The sequence below is a fragment of the Cryptosporangium aurantiacum genome (genome assembly GCF_900143005.1).
Taxonomy (GTDB): Bacteria; Actinomycetota; Actinomycetes; order Mycobacteriales; family Cryptosporangiaceae; genus Cryptosporangium; species Cryptosporangium aurantiacum.
Genome location: NZ_FRCS01000020.1, coordinates 1 through 15,267, shown reverse-complemented (window position 1 = coordinate 15,267; position 15,267 = coordinate 1). Strand labels below are relative to the sequence as shown.

Below are 15,267 nucleotides of genomic sequence, written 5' to 3'. Positions count from 1 at the left end.
CGCATGCCTGACTTCGTCGGCGCAGTCGACCAGGGCACGACCAGCACCCGGTTCATGGTCTTCGACCACGGTGGTAACGAGGTCGGCCGTCACCAGCTCGAGCACGAGCAGATCCTGCCGCAGGCCGGCTGGGTCGAGCACAACCCGGTGGAGATCTGGGAGCGGACGGCGTCGGTCATCCGCACCACGATGAACAAGCTCAACATCTCCGCGTCCGACCTCGCGGCGCTGGGCGTCACCAACCAGCGCGAGACGACCGTGGTGTGGGACCGGCGCACCGGCCGGCCCTACTACAACGCGATCGTCTGGCAGGACACCCGCACCGACCGGATCGCGTCCGCGCTCGACCGCGACGAGCGCGGGAAGACCATCCGGCAGAAGGCCGGTCTGCCGCCGGCGACGTACTTCTCCGGCGGCAAGATCCAGTGGATCCTGGAGAACGTCGACGGGGTGCGCGAGGCCGCCGAGGCCGGTCACGCGATCTTCGGCAACACCGACTCCTGGCTGCTCTGGAACCTCACCGGCGGGTCGCACGTCACCGACGTGACGAACGCCAGCCGCACGATGCTGATGAACCTGGAGACGCTCGACTGGGACGACGAGCTGCTCTCGTTCTTCAACATCCCGCGGTCGATGCTGCCGGAGATCCGGCCGTCGTCCGACCCGAACGGGTACGGGGAGGTCGTCGCGAACGGCCCGCTGGACGGGCAGGTGTTGCTCACCGGTGACCTGGGCGACCAGCAGGCGGCCACCGTCGGGCAGGTCTGCTTCGCGCCCGGCGAGGCCAAGAACACCTACGGCACCGGCAACTTCCTGCTGCTCAACACCGGCACCGAGCTGGTGCGCTCCGAGCACGGCCTGCTGACCACGGTCTGCTACCAGTTCGGCGACCAGCCCGCGGTGTACGCGCTCGAAGGGTCGATCGCGGTCACCGGCTCGGCGGTGCAGTGGCTGCGCGACCAGCTCGGGATCATCAGCGGCGCGTCGCAGAGCGAGGCGCTGGCCCGCCAGGTCGAGGACAACGGCGGCGTGTACTTCGTGCCGGCGTTCTCCGGGCTGTTCGCGCCGTACTGGCGCTCGGACGCCCGCGGCGCGATCGTCGGGCTCTCCCGGTACAACACGAACGCGCACCTGGCCCGGGCGACGCTGGAGTCGATCTGCTACCAGAGCCGGGACGTCGCCGAGGCGATGGAGCAGGACTCCGGCGTCCACCTCGAGGTGCTCAAGGTCGACGGCGGGGTGACGGCCAACAGCCTGTGCATGCAGCTGCAGGCCGACATCCTCGGCGTGCCGGTCAGCCGGCCGGTGGTCGCCGAGACCACCGCGCTCGGCGCGGCGTACGCGGCCGGGCTGGCGGTCGGGTTCTGGAAGAACACCGACGAGCTGCGGGAGAACTGGAACGAGTCGGAGCGCTGGCAGCCCAGCTGGGACGAAGAGCGGCGCGCCGAGGGCTACACGAAGTGGCGCAAGGCGGTCGAGCGCACGCTCGACTGGGTGGACGTCGACTGAATTTTCGGTGTGGCGGCCGGTCCCCGGCCGCCACACCACCGGCAGGGGAGGACGACGATGGACACCGGCAGGCTTTCGCCCGAGGCCAGGGGGAGCGCGCTGGACGCGCTGTCCGACGGCATCGAGCTGGACGTGGTGGTGATCGGCGGCGGCGTGGTCGGCGCCGGCACCGCGCTGGACGCCGTGACCCGCGGGCTGTCCGTGGCGCTGATCGAGGCCAGGGACTTCGCCAGCGGCACGTCCAGCCGGTCGAGCAAGCTGATCCACGGTGGCCTGCGCTACCTGGAGATGCTCGACTTCGGGCTGGTCCGGGAGGCGCTGCACGAACGTGGCCTGCTGGTGCAGCGGCTCGCGCCGCACCTGGTGCGGCCGGTCCGGTTCCTCTACCCGCTGAAACACCGCGGCTGGGAGCGGCTGTACGCCGGTGCGGGGGTGGCGCTCTACGACGCGCTGAGCGCGTCCGGGGGGCGTGGGCTGCCGCACCACCGGCACCTGTCCCGGCGCGGTGCGCTGCGGGTCTGCCCGTCGTTACGCAAGGACGCCTTGATCGGCGCCCTGCAGTACTACGACGCCCAGGTGGACGACGCCCGGCACACGTTGTACCTGGTGCGCACCGCCGCCGCGTACGGCGCGCACGTGCTGTCCCGGGCACCGGTGGTCGGGTTCCTCCGCGAGTCCGAGCGGGTCACCGGCGTCCGCGTGCGCGACCTGGAGCACGACCGGGTGCTGGAGATCCGCGCGAAGCAGGTGATCAACGCGACCGGCGTCTGGACCGACGACACGCAGGCGATGGTGGGCGAACGCGGGCTGTTCCACGTCCGGGCGTCCAAGGGCATCCACCTGCTGGTGCCCCGCGACCGGATCCAGTCCTCGACCGGGCTGATCCTGCGGACCGCGACGTCGGTGCTGTTCGTGATTCCCTGGGGCCGGCACTGGATCGTCGGCACCACCGACACCGACTGGGCGCTGGACAAGGCGCACCCGGCGGCGTCCAGCCGGGACATCGAGTACCTGCTCACCGAGGTCAACAAGGTGCTGCTCACCCCGTTGACCAAGGACGACGTGGTCGGCGTCTACGCCGGGCTGCGGCCGCTGCTGGCCGGTGAATCCGAGTCGACGTCGCAGCTCTCCCGGGAGCACACGGTGGCGTCGCCGCAGCCGGGGCTCGTCGTGGTGGCCGGCGGGAAATACACGACGTACCGGGTGATGGCCCGCGACGCCGTCGATGCGGCCGTGCACAACCTCGACCGGGGCGCGCCGAAGTCCTGCACGGAGATCGTGCCGCTGCTCGGCGCGGAGGGGTTCACCGCGCTGCGCAACCAGCGGCACACGCTGGCCGCGCGGTCGGGCCTGCACGTGGCCCGGATCGAGCACCTGCTCAACCGGTACGGGTCGCTGATCGACGAGCTGCTGGCGCTGATGGCCGACGATCCGGGGCTGCGCGCTCCGCTGGAGGGCGCCGAGGACTACCTGCGGGTCGAGATCGCGTACGCCGCCTCGCACGAGGGCGCGCGGCACCTGGAGGACGCGCTGACCCGCCGGACCCGGATCTCGATCGAGGTCGCCGACCGCGGCGTCACCGCGGCCCGGCCGGCGGCGCTGCTGATGGCCGGGGTGCTGGGCTGGAGCGACGAACAGGTCGACCGGGAGGTCAAGCACTATCAGCGACGGGTCGAGGCCGAACGGGCTTCGCAGGATCAACCGGACGACGAGACCGCGGACGCGACGCGGCTGGGCGCCGCGGATGTGGTTCCTTTAGTCGGATCGTGACCGTGGCAGTGCGCTGAGCGACTTACGCTGTTCACGGAAGCCGGCGCAGGACGCGACCGGGAGGAGACCGGGTGATGGTGTCGCGCTACGTGATCGCGATCGACCAGGGAACCACCTCCACCCGATGCATCGTGTTCGACCAGCGCGGACGCCTGGTGTCGGTCGCGCAGCGCGAGCACCGCCAGCTCTACCCGCGGCCGGGCTGGGTGGAGCACGACGCGCTGGAGATCTGGCGCAACGTGCGGCGGATCGTGCCGCGCGCGGTCGCCGAAGCCGGTATCGACGCCTCACAGGTGGTCGGGATCGGCATCGCGAACCAGCGCGAGACGTGTGTGCTCTGGGACCGGCGCACCGGGGAGCCGATCGGGCAGGCGCTGGTCTGGCAGGACATGCGGGCCGACGGCGTGGTGGAGGAACTGGCCGCGCACGCCGACGCCAAGGACGTCGAGACGCGTTGCGGGTTACCGCTGGCCACGTACTTCTCCGCGCCGAAGCTGCGGTGGCAGTTCGCGCACGTGCCGGGCCTGCGGGAACGGGCCGAGCGGGGCGAGATCCTGTTCGGCACGATGGAGACCTGGCTGATCTGGAACCTGACCGGGGGTGTCCACGTCACCGACGTCACCAACGCGAGCCGGACCATGCTGATGGACCTGCGGACGCTGCAGTGGAGCCCGGAGCAACTCGAGTTCTTCGGCATCCCGGCGGGGATCCTGCCGGAGATCCGGTCGTCGGCCGAGGTGTACGGGGTCTGCTCGACGGTGCTGCCGGGGGTGTCGATCACCGCGGCGCTGGGCGACCAGCAGGCCGCGCTGTTCGGGCAGGTGTGTTTCGCGCCGGGCGATGCGAAGTGCACGTACGGCACCGGGTCGTTCCTGCTGCTGAACACCGGTGCCGAGGTCGTGCAGTCGACGCACGGTCTGCTTTCGACGGTCGGGTACCAGATCGGCGGCGAGGCGGCGACGTTCGCGCTGGAGGGGTCGATCGCGATCACCGGGTCGCTGGTGCAATGGTTCCGCGATTCGCTCGGGCTGATCAGCACCGCGCCGGAGATCGAGACGCTGGCCCGCACCGTGGAGGACAACGGCGGCTGTTACATCGTCCCGGCGTTCTCCGGGTTGTTCGCGCCATACTGGCGGAGCGAGGCCCGCGGCGTCATCGTGGGTCTGACCTCGTACATCACCAAGGGCCACCTGGCCAGGGCCGTGCTGGAAGCGACCGGGTGGCAGACCCGCGAGGTCGTCGACGCGATGAACGCCGACTCCGGCCTCGAACTGCGGACGCTACGGGTCGACGGCGGGATGACGTCGGACAACCTGCTGATGCAATTCCTCGCCGACGTCCTGGACGTGCCGGTGGTGCGGCCGATGGTCGCCGAGACCGTGTCGCTGGGAGCCGCGTACGCGGCGGGGCTGGCCGTGGGGTACTGGGCGGACCTGGCCGCGCTGAGCCAGAACTGGCACCGCGCGGCGCAGTGGATGCCGGCGATGGCGGCCGATCGGCGGGCGGAGGAGTACGACAACTGGCAGCGGGCGGTGGAGCGGACGTTCGGCTGGATCAAACCCGGCGCTCACCACCCGGGATAGCGGCTCCAGGCTCGGTGACCTCGCGTCCAGCGGAATTGTCGGAGGGGGCGGCTATACCCGTGGCATGAGTCCGGACGAGTACTTCGACGACATCGTCGACGAACTGGCGCCCGAGGGCGTGCACACCGCCAAGTTGTTCGGCAGTCGGGCGTTGAAGCTCGACAGCAAGGTCTTCGCGGTCGTGCACAGCGACGACATGGTGTTCCGGCTCGGCGCGGGGACCCGCGCCCACACCGACGCGCTCGGGCTGGCGGGTGCGGAACTGTTCGATCCGTCCGGCAAGCAACGCCCGCTGAAGGACTGGGTGGCCGTCCCGGCCGACCACTCCGGGCAGTGGAGCCTGTTCGCCGAGGCCGCGCTCGCCCATCTCCGCCAGGAGCTACGCGCCCGGCGTTAGAGCGCCCGACCACCTTCGAGCCGTCGCGGCTGTCGGTGAAGGCTGCTATGAAAGGGCCCGGTGCGGGGGAGTTGGGGGACTCATGGTGTCCAACCGGGGGAAGACGCTCGCGTACGTCTTCGGTGGTGCGCTCGTGACCTTCGCCGTTCTGGCGCTGGTGACGAGCCTGACCGTGAGCGCCGTGGTCGTCGGCGTCGTCGTCAGCCTGTTCGGGCTGGCCGTCCAGATGGTCTCCAGCTGGAGGCCCCCGCGTCAGCCCCCCGACCCCGAGGTCGTGGCCCGTGACCTGGCGAAATCCCTCAACGCCCAGTGGACGAACGAGGCGTCCCAGCGCGGCCTGGAGCAGCACCGTGTCGTTCGCGTGACGTGGTCGCCCACCGCTCGGCCCGTCGTGGACGGCGCCCCGGTGGCCCCGGCGTCGACCGTGACGTTCGGCGGTGACGGGGCCATGTCCAGCCCGTTCGAGCAGCTGATCGAGGAGCTGGCCGCGGGTTATCGCGCGATCGAGAGCCGCCGCCTCGTCATCCTCGGACAGCCGGGCACCGGAAAGACGGTCCTCGCGCTGCTGCTGACCCTCGGGCTCGTCCGCGATCGCACCGAGGGCACCCCGGTCCCGGTCCTGCTGTCCGCCTCGACCTGGGATCCGGTCGTGGAGTCCATGGAGGACTGGTTCGTGCGCTCGCTGGCCGACGCCCAGTTCGCCGGCTCCCCGGCGCTGCCCCGGCTGCTCCTGGAGCAGAATCTCCTGCTACCGGTCGTCGACGGGCTGGACGAGGTACCCGAGGCGGCGCGGCGCGAGGCGGTCCGCCGGATCAACCGGGCGATCGCCGACGACCGCCCGATCGTCGTCACCTGCCGCGCCGCGGAGTACGAGGACGTCATCGCCGGCGGCGCCCCGGCGCTGCGCCGCGCTCCGGTCATCGAGGTCAACCCGCTGGAGCCGGACGACGTCGTCGAGTACCTGGGACGGGTGGCGTGGCCGGCCGAGATGTCCTGGGAGCCGGTATTCGCCGCGCTCCGGGACACCCCGGACAGCCCGGTGGCGCTGGCGCTGTCCACCCCGCTCACCGTCTGGATGACCCGGACGATCTACGACCGGTGCGGAGGTGATCCCGCCGAGTTGCTGGACGCGGCCCGGTTCGAGAATCGGCATGCGATCGAGGACTACCTGCACGCCAGGATCATCGAGGCGTCGTTCGTGGAGCCCCGCCGCCGGGCAGCCCCTGGGGCACCGCCCCACTGGAGCCCCGAGGACGCCCAGCGGTGGCTCACCTACCTGGCCCGGTACCTGCACGCGTACCGGGAACGGGACCTCGCCTGGTGGCGGATGAGCGACCGCTTACCCCCGCAGGTGGCGCTGTTCGCCGTCCTCGTCGCAGGCGGGTCGCTGCTCGCCCTGGTGTCGGCGCTGATCGCGGTGACGATCGTCGGGGCGAGCATCGAGACGTCGCTGATCAATTCCGGGCTGATCGGCGCGGCCGTCGCGATCGCGGCCGGGATGAGCTGGTCGATGTCCTCTGGGCGCCGCCCCACCCGCCTGGTGCTCTTCTCGCCGGGGACGGCCCGCCGGGTGGGCACGGCGTTCGGCCGCACGCTGGTGCCCGGGCTGCAGATGGTCCTGCTGGCGACCGCGGCCGCCGTCCTCTTCGCCGCGGTCGCGTCCGGCAGCTGGACGTTGGAAGGGGTCCGCGCCGTCAGCGCGCTGATCGGAGGCGGAACCGGGCTGGCCGTCGGAGTCGCACTCGTCCGGGCGATGGACGTGTGGTTCTCCGGGCCGGCGGAGAGCTCGCGAGAAGCCACCGCGCTCGGGCTGCTCCGGGAGGACTTCCGCGCCGCGCTGTTCAGCGCGGCAGCGTGCGGTGTCGTGGTCGTTCTGACGTGGGGGCCGCTGATCATCGTCGGGGCGTTCCTCGGCGACCTCGTCTCACAGCTGCTCGTCGAAGGGCCCGGGGCGCCGGGGGAGCCGTCCTGGGGCGAGCGTGCCGGTTGGGGTCTCAGCGCGTGGTGGGCGAGCACGACGGAGGACGTCGTGGCGATCCTGGTGATCGCCGGGCTGGTCGGTGCGCTGATAGCCCTTGTCGTCGTGCTCACCAGGGCGTGGGGGCGGTTCACGGTGGCGCGCGTGGCGCTGAGGGCTTCCCGGAGGCTTCCGCTGCGTCTGTTGACCTTCCTGTCGTACGCGCAGGAGGCCGGCTTGCTCCGGCAGTCCGGCGGTCAGTACCAGTTCCGGCACGCGAGCCTGCAGGAACAACTGATCAGCCGCCTGCTGACCGAGCCGGGCGCGGCGGACGCACCCTCGCCGCGGCGACTCAGCGCAGCCTGGGCCGCCGTCGTCTGGCTGACGGTCAGTGCGGTCCTCCTCGTGCCGACGGTGTCGGCGAAGCTGCCGCGGGACCGGTCGCACACGCTCACCGCGGGGTACGCCTGGGCAGTCGACAGGGTCGCGGTCCGCCCCGACGGTTCCGTGCACATCCTCGATCACGTCGGCAACTTATGGACGTTCGGCAGCACCGGCCTGAGCCGTGGCTGGAACGCGCTGGTGGACGACGACACCGAACACTGGGCATTCAGCCCCGACGGCCGGTACCTCGCGGCCGTCCGCCGAGGCACCACCGCACTCTGGGACGCGGACCGCGCCAAACCCGTGTCCGGCCCGCTCGCCGACCTGACCCGCGACGCGCGCGCCGTCGCGTTCGGCGCCGACGGTGAGTCGGTGGCGGTCCTCGGGCGGGACGGGGCCGTGCGGCTGTGGCGGCGGGACTCGATCTGGCACAGCGACAGCGCGTCCACGTCGGGTGAGCAGCCACCACGCCCGACGGTGGTGCGTCAACCGGCGGTGCGGCCGTGCGCGGAGCCCGCCGTACCGGGCGAACGTGTCCGGGCGGCCGAGGGGATGGCCCTGAGCCCGGACGGACGATCGGTGGCGGTGTCCTGCGGCACGTTCGTGCGTCTCTACGACCTGACGACCGGCAAGCGGACGAGACAGATCGTGCTCCGCGGGGTCGGCGGCGAGTACCGTGACCTCCTCCTTCTCGCGTTCTCGCGGCACGGTGACGTGCTCGTCGGCAGCGTGCACGACGTCGATCTGAAGCTCTGGGACCCGGCGACCGGCAAGACCGTAGGGCACTCGATCGACGACGCGCAGGTGGTCGCGGCGAGCCCGCTGGCGGACCTGGTCGTCACCGGCGACGAGGACGGTGTGATCCAGCGGTGGTCCACACGCACCGGTCTCCGCATCGGTGCTCCGCTGGTCGGCCACACGGACGGCATCCGGCAGCTCGCGGTGAGCGTGGACGGCCGGTGGCTGGTCAGCACCAGCGACGACGACACGATCCGTCGCTGGGACCTCGAAGTGACGCCCTAAGGTCGATCTATGGCTACCTGGGACGACGTGCGCCGGCTCGCCCTCGCGCTGCCGGAGACCACCGAAGCCGTCTCGTACGGCACCCCGGCGTGGAAGGTCCGCGACAAGGCGTTCGTCTGGGACCGGCCGCTGCGCAAGACCGACCTCACGCAGCTCGGCGACACCGCCCCGGACGGCCCGATCCTCGGCGTTCGGGTCGCCGACGAGGGCGTGAAGGAGGCGCTGATCGCCGACGACCCCGACGTCTACTTCACGATTCCGCACTTCGACGGCTACGCGGCGGTGCTCGTCCGGCTCGACCGCATCGACGTCGAGGAACTCGCCGAGGTCATCACCGAGGCCTGGCTGCTCCGCGCGCCCAAACGGGTTGCCCGCGCGTTCCTCGACGCGCGGGGGTGATGATGGGGTGGTGATCGACGAGGCGGTCCAGGCTCGGCCCGCCCCGGCGCTGCGGCCCTACGTCGCCTGGTACACCGGGTACCGGCAGGCGGGCATCGCCCCGGGGCGGCACCGCGGCCTGCCCTCGCCGTACCTGACGATGATCATCACCATCGACGACCCGCTGGTCATCGAGGCGCACCCGGACCCGGGGCAGCCGGGCGGTACCTACACGACGCTGGTCGGCGGTCTGCACACCGTCCCGGCGTTGATCACCCACGACGGCAGGCAGTCCGGGGTGCAGCTCGCGCTGCACCCGCTCGGCGCCCGCGCGCTGCTCGGCCTGCCGGCCGGCGAGATCGGCCACCTCGACGTCTGCGGCGAGGACGTGCTCGGACCGATCGCCGTCGAACTGCACGAACGGTTGCGCGCCGCGGCGACCTGGCCGGCCCGCTTCGCGGTGTTGGACGCCGTCCTGACGCGGGCCTGCGCGGGCCGGCACCGCCCCGACCCCGCGCCGGAGCTCACCGAAGCCTGGCGCCTGCTCGTCGCCGGCGACCGTACCGTCGCCGACACGGCCGACGCCGTCGGCTGGAGCCTGCGCAGGCTCTCCAGCCGGTTCGGCGCCGAAACCGGCGTGTCGCCGAAGACCGCGGCCAAGATCGCGCGGTTCGACCGGGTCCGCCGCCGCCTCGTCACCGAGGCCACCCGCCGCCCGTCGTACGGTCCGATGGACCGGCGGGACGGGCTCGGCCTGGCCGACCTGGCGGTCGCCTGTGGCTACTACGACCAGGCACACCTCGCGCGGGACTTCCGTGAGCTCGCCGGTGCACCTCCCAGCCAGTGGCTGGCCGAGGAGAGCCGATTCGTCCAAGCGCACGGGGACGCTCCGGAGGCAGGCTGAGGTCATGACAGAGACGACTGCAGCCCACAGCACTCCTACTGACCCGCCGCCCATGGTGTGGCCGACGCTGTCGGCCCGCGACGCCAGGGCCATCATCGACTTCCTGGTCGCCGCGTTCGGTTTCCAGGAGGTGGTGGCCTACGAGGACGGCGGCGTCATCCAGCACGCCGAGCTGGCCTGGCCGGAGGGCGGCGGTGTGATGCTCGGGGCCGTCCGGGACGACCCGGAGCACATCTGGAAGCTGCCGCCAGGCGGGTTCGGCGCCTACGTCGTGACCACTCGGACGGACGAGATCCACGAGCGAGCCGTCGCGGCCGGGGCGGAGATCGTCCGGAAGCCGTTCGACACCGACTACGGCTCCCGGGACTTCGCCGCCCGCGACCCGGAGGGCAACCTCTGGTCGTTCGGCACCTATCGAGGGCACCCGCACTGAGCCGGCACCCCCGCCGGACCGCAGACCCCGGCCGCGTACCACCGCTCGGGGTCGGCGTCCGTGCCGGGCAGCCGCTGCGGCGGGCTCCAGCCGGCGCGACCGGCCGCGCTCGTCGTCCTCGATGATGTCTGGGGAGCGCACGCGGAGCGGCTGGTCAACCGCGTGCGGCAGGCCCGGACTGGGAAGAGCGCTTCGCACTCCTCCAGGACGAGGTGACGCTCCGCTACCGGACCACCGTCGTCCCGATGCCGAGATCGCGGACGCCTCGCGGCGGATCGTGGAGCTGCGCGGACCTCTCCCAGTCCGATCAGTCCCACATGCACCGGGACTTCCACGAGTTCGCCGCCGCCACCCCTGGCTCGTTCCGCGGTGATCCGATCTGGAGCAGCCTGGATCAGATCCCCAGGATCTCCTGGCCCACCTGGCCGGACAGCACCTCGGTCGAGTACGCCATCAGCTGCCCGGCCTCGGCGTCCCGCAGGTGACGCTGGATCGGCGAGGTCTTCAGGTACCCGGACGCGCCGCCGATCCGGACGCCGAGCTGGGCAACCTCCACCGCGACCCGGTTCGCGAGCAGCTTCGCCCGCGACAGGCTGCCGAACGTCTGCGGCAGGCCGCTGTCGGCGTGCCAGAGCGCCAGCCGGGTGTACGCCTTGGCCGCCTCCAACCGGCTCTCCACCGCCGCGACTTCGAACTGGACCCACTGCTGGTGGGCGAGCGGGCGGCCCTGGATGACCCGGCTCCGGGCGTGGCCGACCAGGGCGCCGAGGGCGGCATCCGCGATACCCAGCGAGATCGACGGCAACCCGGCCGGGATCGCGGCGAAGTCGGTCGGCAGCAGCCCGCGGCCGCGGCGGTCCTCGCGGAGCAGCGTCCGGTGGAACGTGAGGAGCTGACTGCGGGTGGCGCGCAGCCCGAGAGTGTCCCAGATCGGAATCGTCTCGACGGTCTCGTCCGGTTCCACGCCGAAGAACGTGGGGACGTCGTCCACCAGCGCGTTGACCAGCAGGTGTTCGGCGATCTCGCTGCCGGACACGAACCGCTTGGCACCGTCGAGTGTGTGACCACCAGCGGTGGGCAAAGCGACCTGTTGCGGCTGCAGGAACGTATTGCCGCTGGCCGGCTCCGACAGCGCGTTGGCGAACCGGGCGCCGCGCAGGAACTCGTCCGCGTAGTAGCTGCCGAGCGTCGGTGCGGTCAGCTGCGCCAGCGCGATCCCGGCGCCCGCGTGCATCAGGAAAATCGTGGCGGTCGACGGCTCGGCCTGCGCGAGAACCCGGATCAGCTCGCCGAACGCCTGGTAACCGACGCCCTCGCCGCCGACGTCTTTCGGCAGCACGGCCCGCTCGACGCCGGCGGCGGTCAGCGCCCGCAGGTTCTCGATCGGGATCTCGGCGCGTTCGTCCAGGTCAGCGGCGGTCTCGGCGAAACCCGTGGCGAGTTCGGTGACGGTGGTCAGCAGTGACTGCTCGGCGTCGGTGAGGCGGTAGGGGCCGAGGGTGTCGGTCGTCATGGATGACACTATGGACGGTGGAGGCCGGTTATACACCGAGGGTTTCTCGATGTATTGACTTGTCGCGATTGCGTCGTTCTTACTCGGGCGTGGGGTAGCAGGACCACGATCCGCTGGGGGACGCCGTGAGACTCGTCGTGGCGATCATCGTGCTGGTATTCGGCGTCTTCGCGGCCGAGCGGGTGCTCGGCGCGACCGGGATGCACCTGGCAACCTATGTGCTGCTGGTACTCGGGGCGGCGGCGGCCGCGCCCTGGATGGTCCGCAGCTGGCCGCACCGTCATCCCGACCTCTGCGCGTACTGCCACGGCCGGGGCTCGACGACGTTCGTGGCCGCACGCCGCTTACGTACCCGGCAGTGTTTCTTCTGTCGCGGCACCGGCCGGATCGGTGCCTGATCCGCCCGCCCGCGCCCGCGGCCCCCACCCGCGGGCGGGAACACCGGCGTGGGCGCGGAGGCGTTCGCGCCGGACGACGAGACGCCGGCGACGAACCGTCCGGCCGGCCCGCGTCCCGACGCAGCGCCGCCCACCGAGCCCGCACCCTGACCGCCGCGGGTCGGCCGGGAACCGCGCGAGCGAAGAGCCTGCTTGGAAGGTGGCCTGGGCTCCGTCGGTGGTTCAGCGGAGCGAGCGCGTGGTCGCGTTGGCGAGGAATTGGCCGTGGGTGTTTCTTCGCGGGATGCACCGACGATCATCCCGCGGGTGCGCTCATGCTCGGTCATGTCGATGGGCGGGCGTTCGGCAAGTCCCGGCAGCCGGTTGTCTAGAATCCGCGACGTGAGTAGCGACTTCGCCTTGTGGGATCAGCTTCCGGTAGCGGTTGAAGGCCGTCAGGATGGCGGGGACTGGGGCCATCGATACGGGGCCGCTCGAGGAATCGATGTGAGTTTCGCGGTGGTGAGATGAGCGGATGGGTTCAGGTTTATCAACGCACTGACAGGCTGCTCTATATATCCAGCTCCTCCCACAACATGGAGGGGTGGACTGTCGCCAACGGTTGGTGCAAGGCGGTCTCTATCGACGTTCCGGACGGGCAACTTGGCGCCTTGATTCAGGAAGGCCTGCGTAGAGGCGACGACCCAGTGGATGTTTCCGTGGAAGAAAGCGAGAAGTTCCTGCGTCCGATCCTGAAGGAGGCGAACGTCAAGTCTTACACCGCCTTCGCGAAGGACACCCTTTCCGTTGGGATCGAACGGGATGCCGGAGGTGCATATGTCATCGTTCCTACGCGTAACCGGAACCGCCGAGGTAGCGGGTTCCTGTACCTTCCGGAGAAGCAGATGACTATATCTCCTGACGCGTCGGTCGACGAGATCGGAAGTGCTACTCGGAGCGGACTCGACCTGTCGATTGTCTCGGAGTCGAAGTCTAGAAAGTAGGTCGTCTGACCCTCTCAATTCGAGCTGTGGCGTTGATGCGCAGGTTTCGGGAGCCACCCAGTCACTGCGCCGTCACCAGCGTGCCTTGATCAACCCCAGCTGGCGGCGTGACCTCGCCTTGCTCCAGTCCTGGCAATACCGCAGCTTCTACGCCCAGGCCGCCGCGGCCACCGGCGCCAGCGAACGGACCCTCGCCCCAGGTTGGCACGACTGGCTGGCCGATGATCGCCACCTAACATCGGACGACAACCATTAACCGGTGTCCGGACACACGCCTCAGTTGCCGCCGGCGCCGCAGGCCTGGAGAGGTCCGCGGCGAGCCCGCCTTAGGCTCGCCGCGGACCGGCATCTGTCCTGGGAGGGGAAGACATGAACGAGGCGCTGAGCCCTTCGCGCAGCGTCGAAGCCTCCATTCGGCCTGAAAGCAGCTGCTTCCGGTGATCGCGAGCCGTCCGAGCGGCGGTTAGTGAGCTTTCGCCGCGTCGTCCCTAGTAGTGCCGGTCAATCGCAGGTGGGTGCCGCGATCAACATCGAGTTGGCGCAGCACGCTCTTCACAGACCTGACGGCGTCAGCTCCAGAGACCGAGTCATCGACCTCAAGGTCGATGTTACTCCCGCGTTCCCCGGTGCCCGCGCCGACCACCTCGAATCCGTCTAGGGCGGCCAAGGCGTCTTCGATGTCGTCCCGGTCGACCCGACACTCGTCTGTGAAGTAGATGTCGATGAACACCCTGATCTCCATGAGTCCAGTCGCCGGGCCTGGGCAGTCGACCGACCGCACCGCGGAGCGTTGATCGTCTGCGGAGTAGTCAACCTAGTGCGGCCTGCCATGACGTTGACTACTCAGCGATTCGCTTCTGGCCTTTCGCCCCTGACCCTACGGAGATCACTCTCGTGCCGCAATCAGCTCGTCACTTAGCGGACCGGTGGCGCGGCGGCTCGGCTCCCGGTCGCGCCGAGTAGAGTGCGCGTCCCGTCAGCACGATTTCCGGTCAACTGGTGCGGCGGATCAGCTGCTCACCGGCGCGAACCAGGTATGAATGACCGTCGCCGGCGCGGAGCTCGAGAACTGCGTCAACAAGAACGTCCGGGCCCCACTTGGGTCCCTCTCGGGCGATCACTTCGAATCGCGAATCATTCCGCATCCAGTGATGCTCCTCGATAACCCGAGTAATCCAGAGCGTCGAGCCGTAGACGAGCACGAGTCGGACAGCCTGGATCGCTGGCGGCAGGGGCGACGGCGGATCCGTGGTTACCGTAACGGCGGCGATCAAGGGACGGCCGTCCGGCGGACACGTCGGCATGAAGTCCCGCCAGAGGTGGGTGCTGATCCGCACTTTTGCGCCCGCTATCGAGACATCTGAAGGAATCGCCTTCAAGCCATCGAGGCATTCACCGAGAGTGTCATCCGAAACCACGCCATCACCGATGCTGTGCAGCCATTGGAGCAACTGTCCGCGCTTCATCGCGTTGCCCACACCAGCGCTCCGCTTTCCCGAGAATCGGCCGGACCAGCCAGCATCAACCGGTACAGCGTCCGACCTGGAACAAGGCGACCATCATATCCCCGACCGTCAACCTTTCGTTCTTCTGGCCAAGATCGATTGCAATCATCTGCCGTGTTCTGCCGTCACCGGCCGAACCTGCGGCTGAAAACGTCCTGGACACCTGGTCCGCTATACCGGCCACCGCCTCCCCGTCACGGGGTTCAGCAAGAGGCTTCTGACAGACCCTCGTTGGTGGTCTCGCGACGATCCGCTACGCCGAAGACGTGGCCACAGTGAGGACAGACCGCGTCGCCGAACAGATGGGTGAGACCGGCCGCCAACGTGTGTTCGTTGTGTTGGGAGGCGGTGTCGTACATCCACCGCGCGACGCCGGTCATGGCCCCAGGCTCCGCCGGCCGGAGCGGCAGACGTTGGATGTCACCATCGTGCCAGTGAGCCTTTTTCAACCTCTGTCCACTGAGGTCAGGGCGGTGGGATGACGCGAAGGAGCCCCTGGTAGGACGGGCGATTGCTGAAGTCGTTCCGCC

Annotated in this window: 14 protein-coding genes; 10 read left to right on the top strand and 4 right to left on the bottom strand. The window is 70.0% G+C overall.

The genetic code is table 11. The annotated features are described in order from the left end of the window. The first annotated feature begins 3 nt into the window (after positions 1-3). The 8 genes from glpK (BUB75_RS38030) to BUB75_RS37995 all read left to right on the top strand — a co-directional run bounded on the left by glpK (BUB75_RS38030) (position 4) and on the right by BUB75_RS37995 (position 10,338). Entirely contained in the window at positions 4-1,509 is a 1,506-nt protein-coding gene (glpK, locus tag BUB75_RS38030) for a glycerol kinase GlpK (protein ID WP_073264586.1), read from the top strand. 57 nt (positions 1,510-1,566) lie between these two features. Further along, on the top strand, positions 1,567-3,279 hold the full coding sequence (locus BUB75_RS38025) for a glycerol-3-phosphate dehydrogenase/oxidase (RefSeq protein WP_073264584.1): 1,713 nt from the start codon (positions 1,567-1,569) through the stop codon (positions 3,277-3,279). A 74-nt stretch (positions 3,280-3,353) separates the two neighbouring features. Then, positions 3,354-4,862 (top strand): glycerol kinase GlpK, encoded by a 1,509-nt coding sequence (gene glpK, locus BUB75_RS38020; RefSeq protein WP_073264582.1) that lies wholly within the window; start codon positions 3,354-3,356, stop codon positions 4,860-4,862. A 64-nt stretch (positions 4,863-4,926) separates the two neighbouring features. Beyond that, the gene (locus tag BUB75_RS38015; RefSeq protein WP_073264580.1) at positions 4,927-5,259 is read left to right on the top strand and encodes a TfoX/Sxy family protein; all 333 of its coding nucleotides are present in this window, start codon (positions 4,927-4,929) and stop codon (positions 5,257-5,259) included. Between the two features lie 82 nt (positions 5,260-5,341). Next, complete coding sequence (locus BUB75_RS38010; protein WP_073264578.1) at positions 5,342-8,623, top strand: NACHT and WD40 repeat domain-containing protein; 3,282 nt, start codon at positions 5,342-5,344, stop codon at positions 8,621-8,623. 9 nt (positions 8,624-8,632) lie between these two features. Continuing rightward, the gene (locus BUB75_RS38005) at positions 8,633-9,022 is read left to right on the top strand and encodes an MmcQ/YjbR family DNA-binding protein (protein ID WP_073264576.1); all 390 of its coding nucleotides are present in this window, start codon (positions 8,633-8,635) and stop codon (positions 9,020-9,022) included. Between the two features lie 10 nt (positions 9,023-9,032). Then, complete coding sequence (locus BUB75_RS38000; protein WP_073264734.1) at positions 9,033-9,905, top strand: helix-turn-helix domain-containing protein; 873 nt, start codon at positions 9,033-9,035, stop codon at positions 9,903-9,905. A gap of 4 nt (positions 9,906-9,909) precedes the next feature. Beyond that, complete coding sequence (locus tag BUB75_RS37995; RefSeq protein WP_073264574.1) at positions 9,910-10,338, top strand: VOC family protein; 429 nt, start codon at positions 9,910-9,912, stop codon at positions 10,336-10,338. 394 nt (positions 10,339-10,732) lie between these two features. Here the strand turns inward: BUB75_RS37995 and BUB75_RS37990 are convergent, their stop codons facing one another. Beyond that, complete coding sequence (locus BUB75_RS37990) at positions 10,733-11,851, bottom strand: acyl-CoA dehydrogenase family protein (protein WP_073264572.1); 1,119 nt, start codon at positions 11,849-11,851, stop codon at positions 10,733-10,735. A 125-nt stretch (positions 11,852-11,976) separates the two neighbouring features. Between BUB75_RS37990 and BUB75_RS37985 the strand changes: the two genes are divergently transcribed. Further along, positions 11,977-12,249, top strand: coding sequence for a hypothetical protein (locus BUB75_RS37985; RefSeq protein WP_143175680.1), 273 nt, complete (start codon positions 11,977-11,979; stop codon positions 12,247-12,249). 506 nt (positions 12,250-12,755) lie between these two features. After that, positions 12,756-13,232, top strand: a complete 477-nt coding sequence (locus BUB75_RS37980; RefSeq protein ID WP_073264568.1) for a hypothetical protein — start codon at positions 12,756-12,758, stop codon at positions 13,230-13,232. A 463-nt stretch (positions 13,233-13,695) separates the two neighbouring features. Here the strand turns inward: BUB75_RS37980 and BUB75_RS37975 are convergent, their stop codons facing one another. From BUB75_RS37975 to BUB75_RS47405, 3 genes are all read right to left on the bottom strand, one after another. Then, positions 13,696-13,962 carry a hypothetical protein gene (locus BUB75_RS37975; RefSeq protein WP_143175679.1) on the bottom strand — a complete coding sequence of 89 codons (267 nt, stop codon included), beginning with the start codon at positions 13,960-13,962 and terminating at the stop codon, positions 13,696-13,698. Positions 13,963-14,224: 262 nt separating this feature from the next. Beyond that, positions 14,225-14,710, bottom strand: coding sequence for a hypothetical protein (locus BUB75_RS37970; protein ID WP_073264564.1), 486 nt, complete (start codon positions 14,708-14,710; stop codon positions 14,225-14,227). 230 nt (positions 14,711-14,940) lie between these two features. Further along, entirely contained in the window at positions 14,941-15,117 is a 177-nt protein-coding gene (locus BUB75_RS47405; RefSeq protein ID WP_218618014.1) for a hypothetical protein, read from the bottom strand. Between the last annotated feature and the right edge of the window lie 150 nt (positions 15,118-15,267).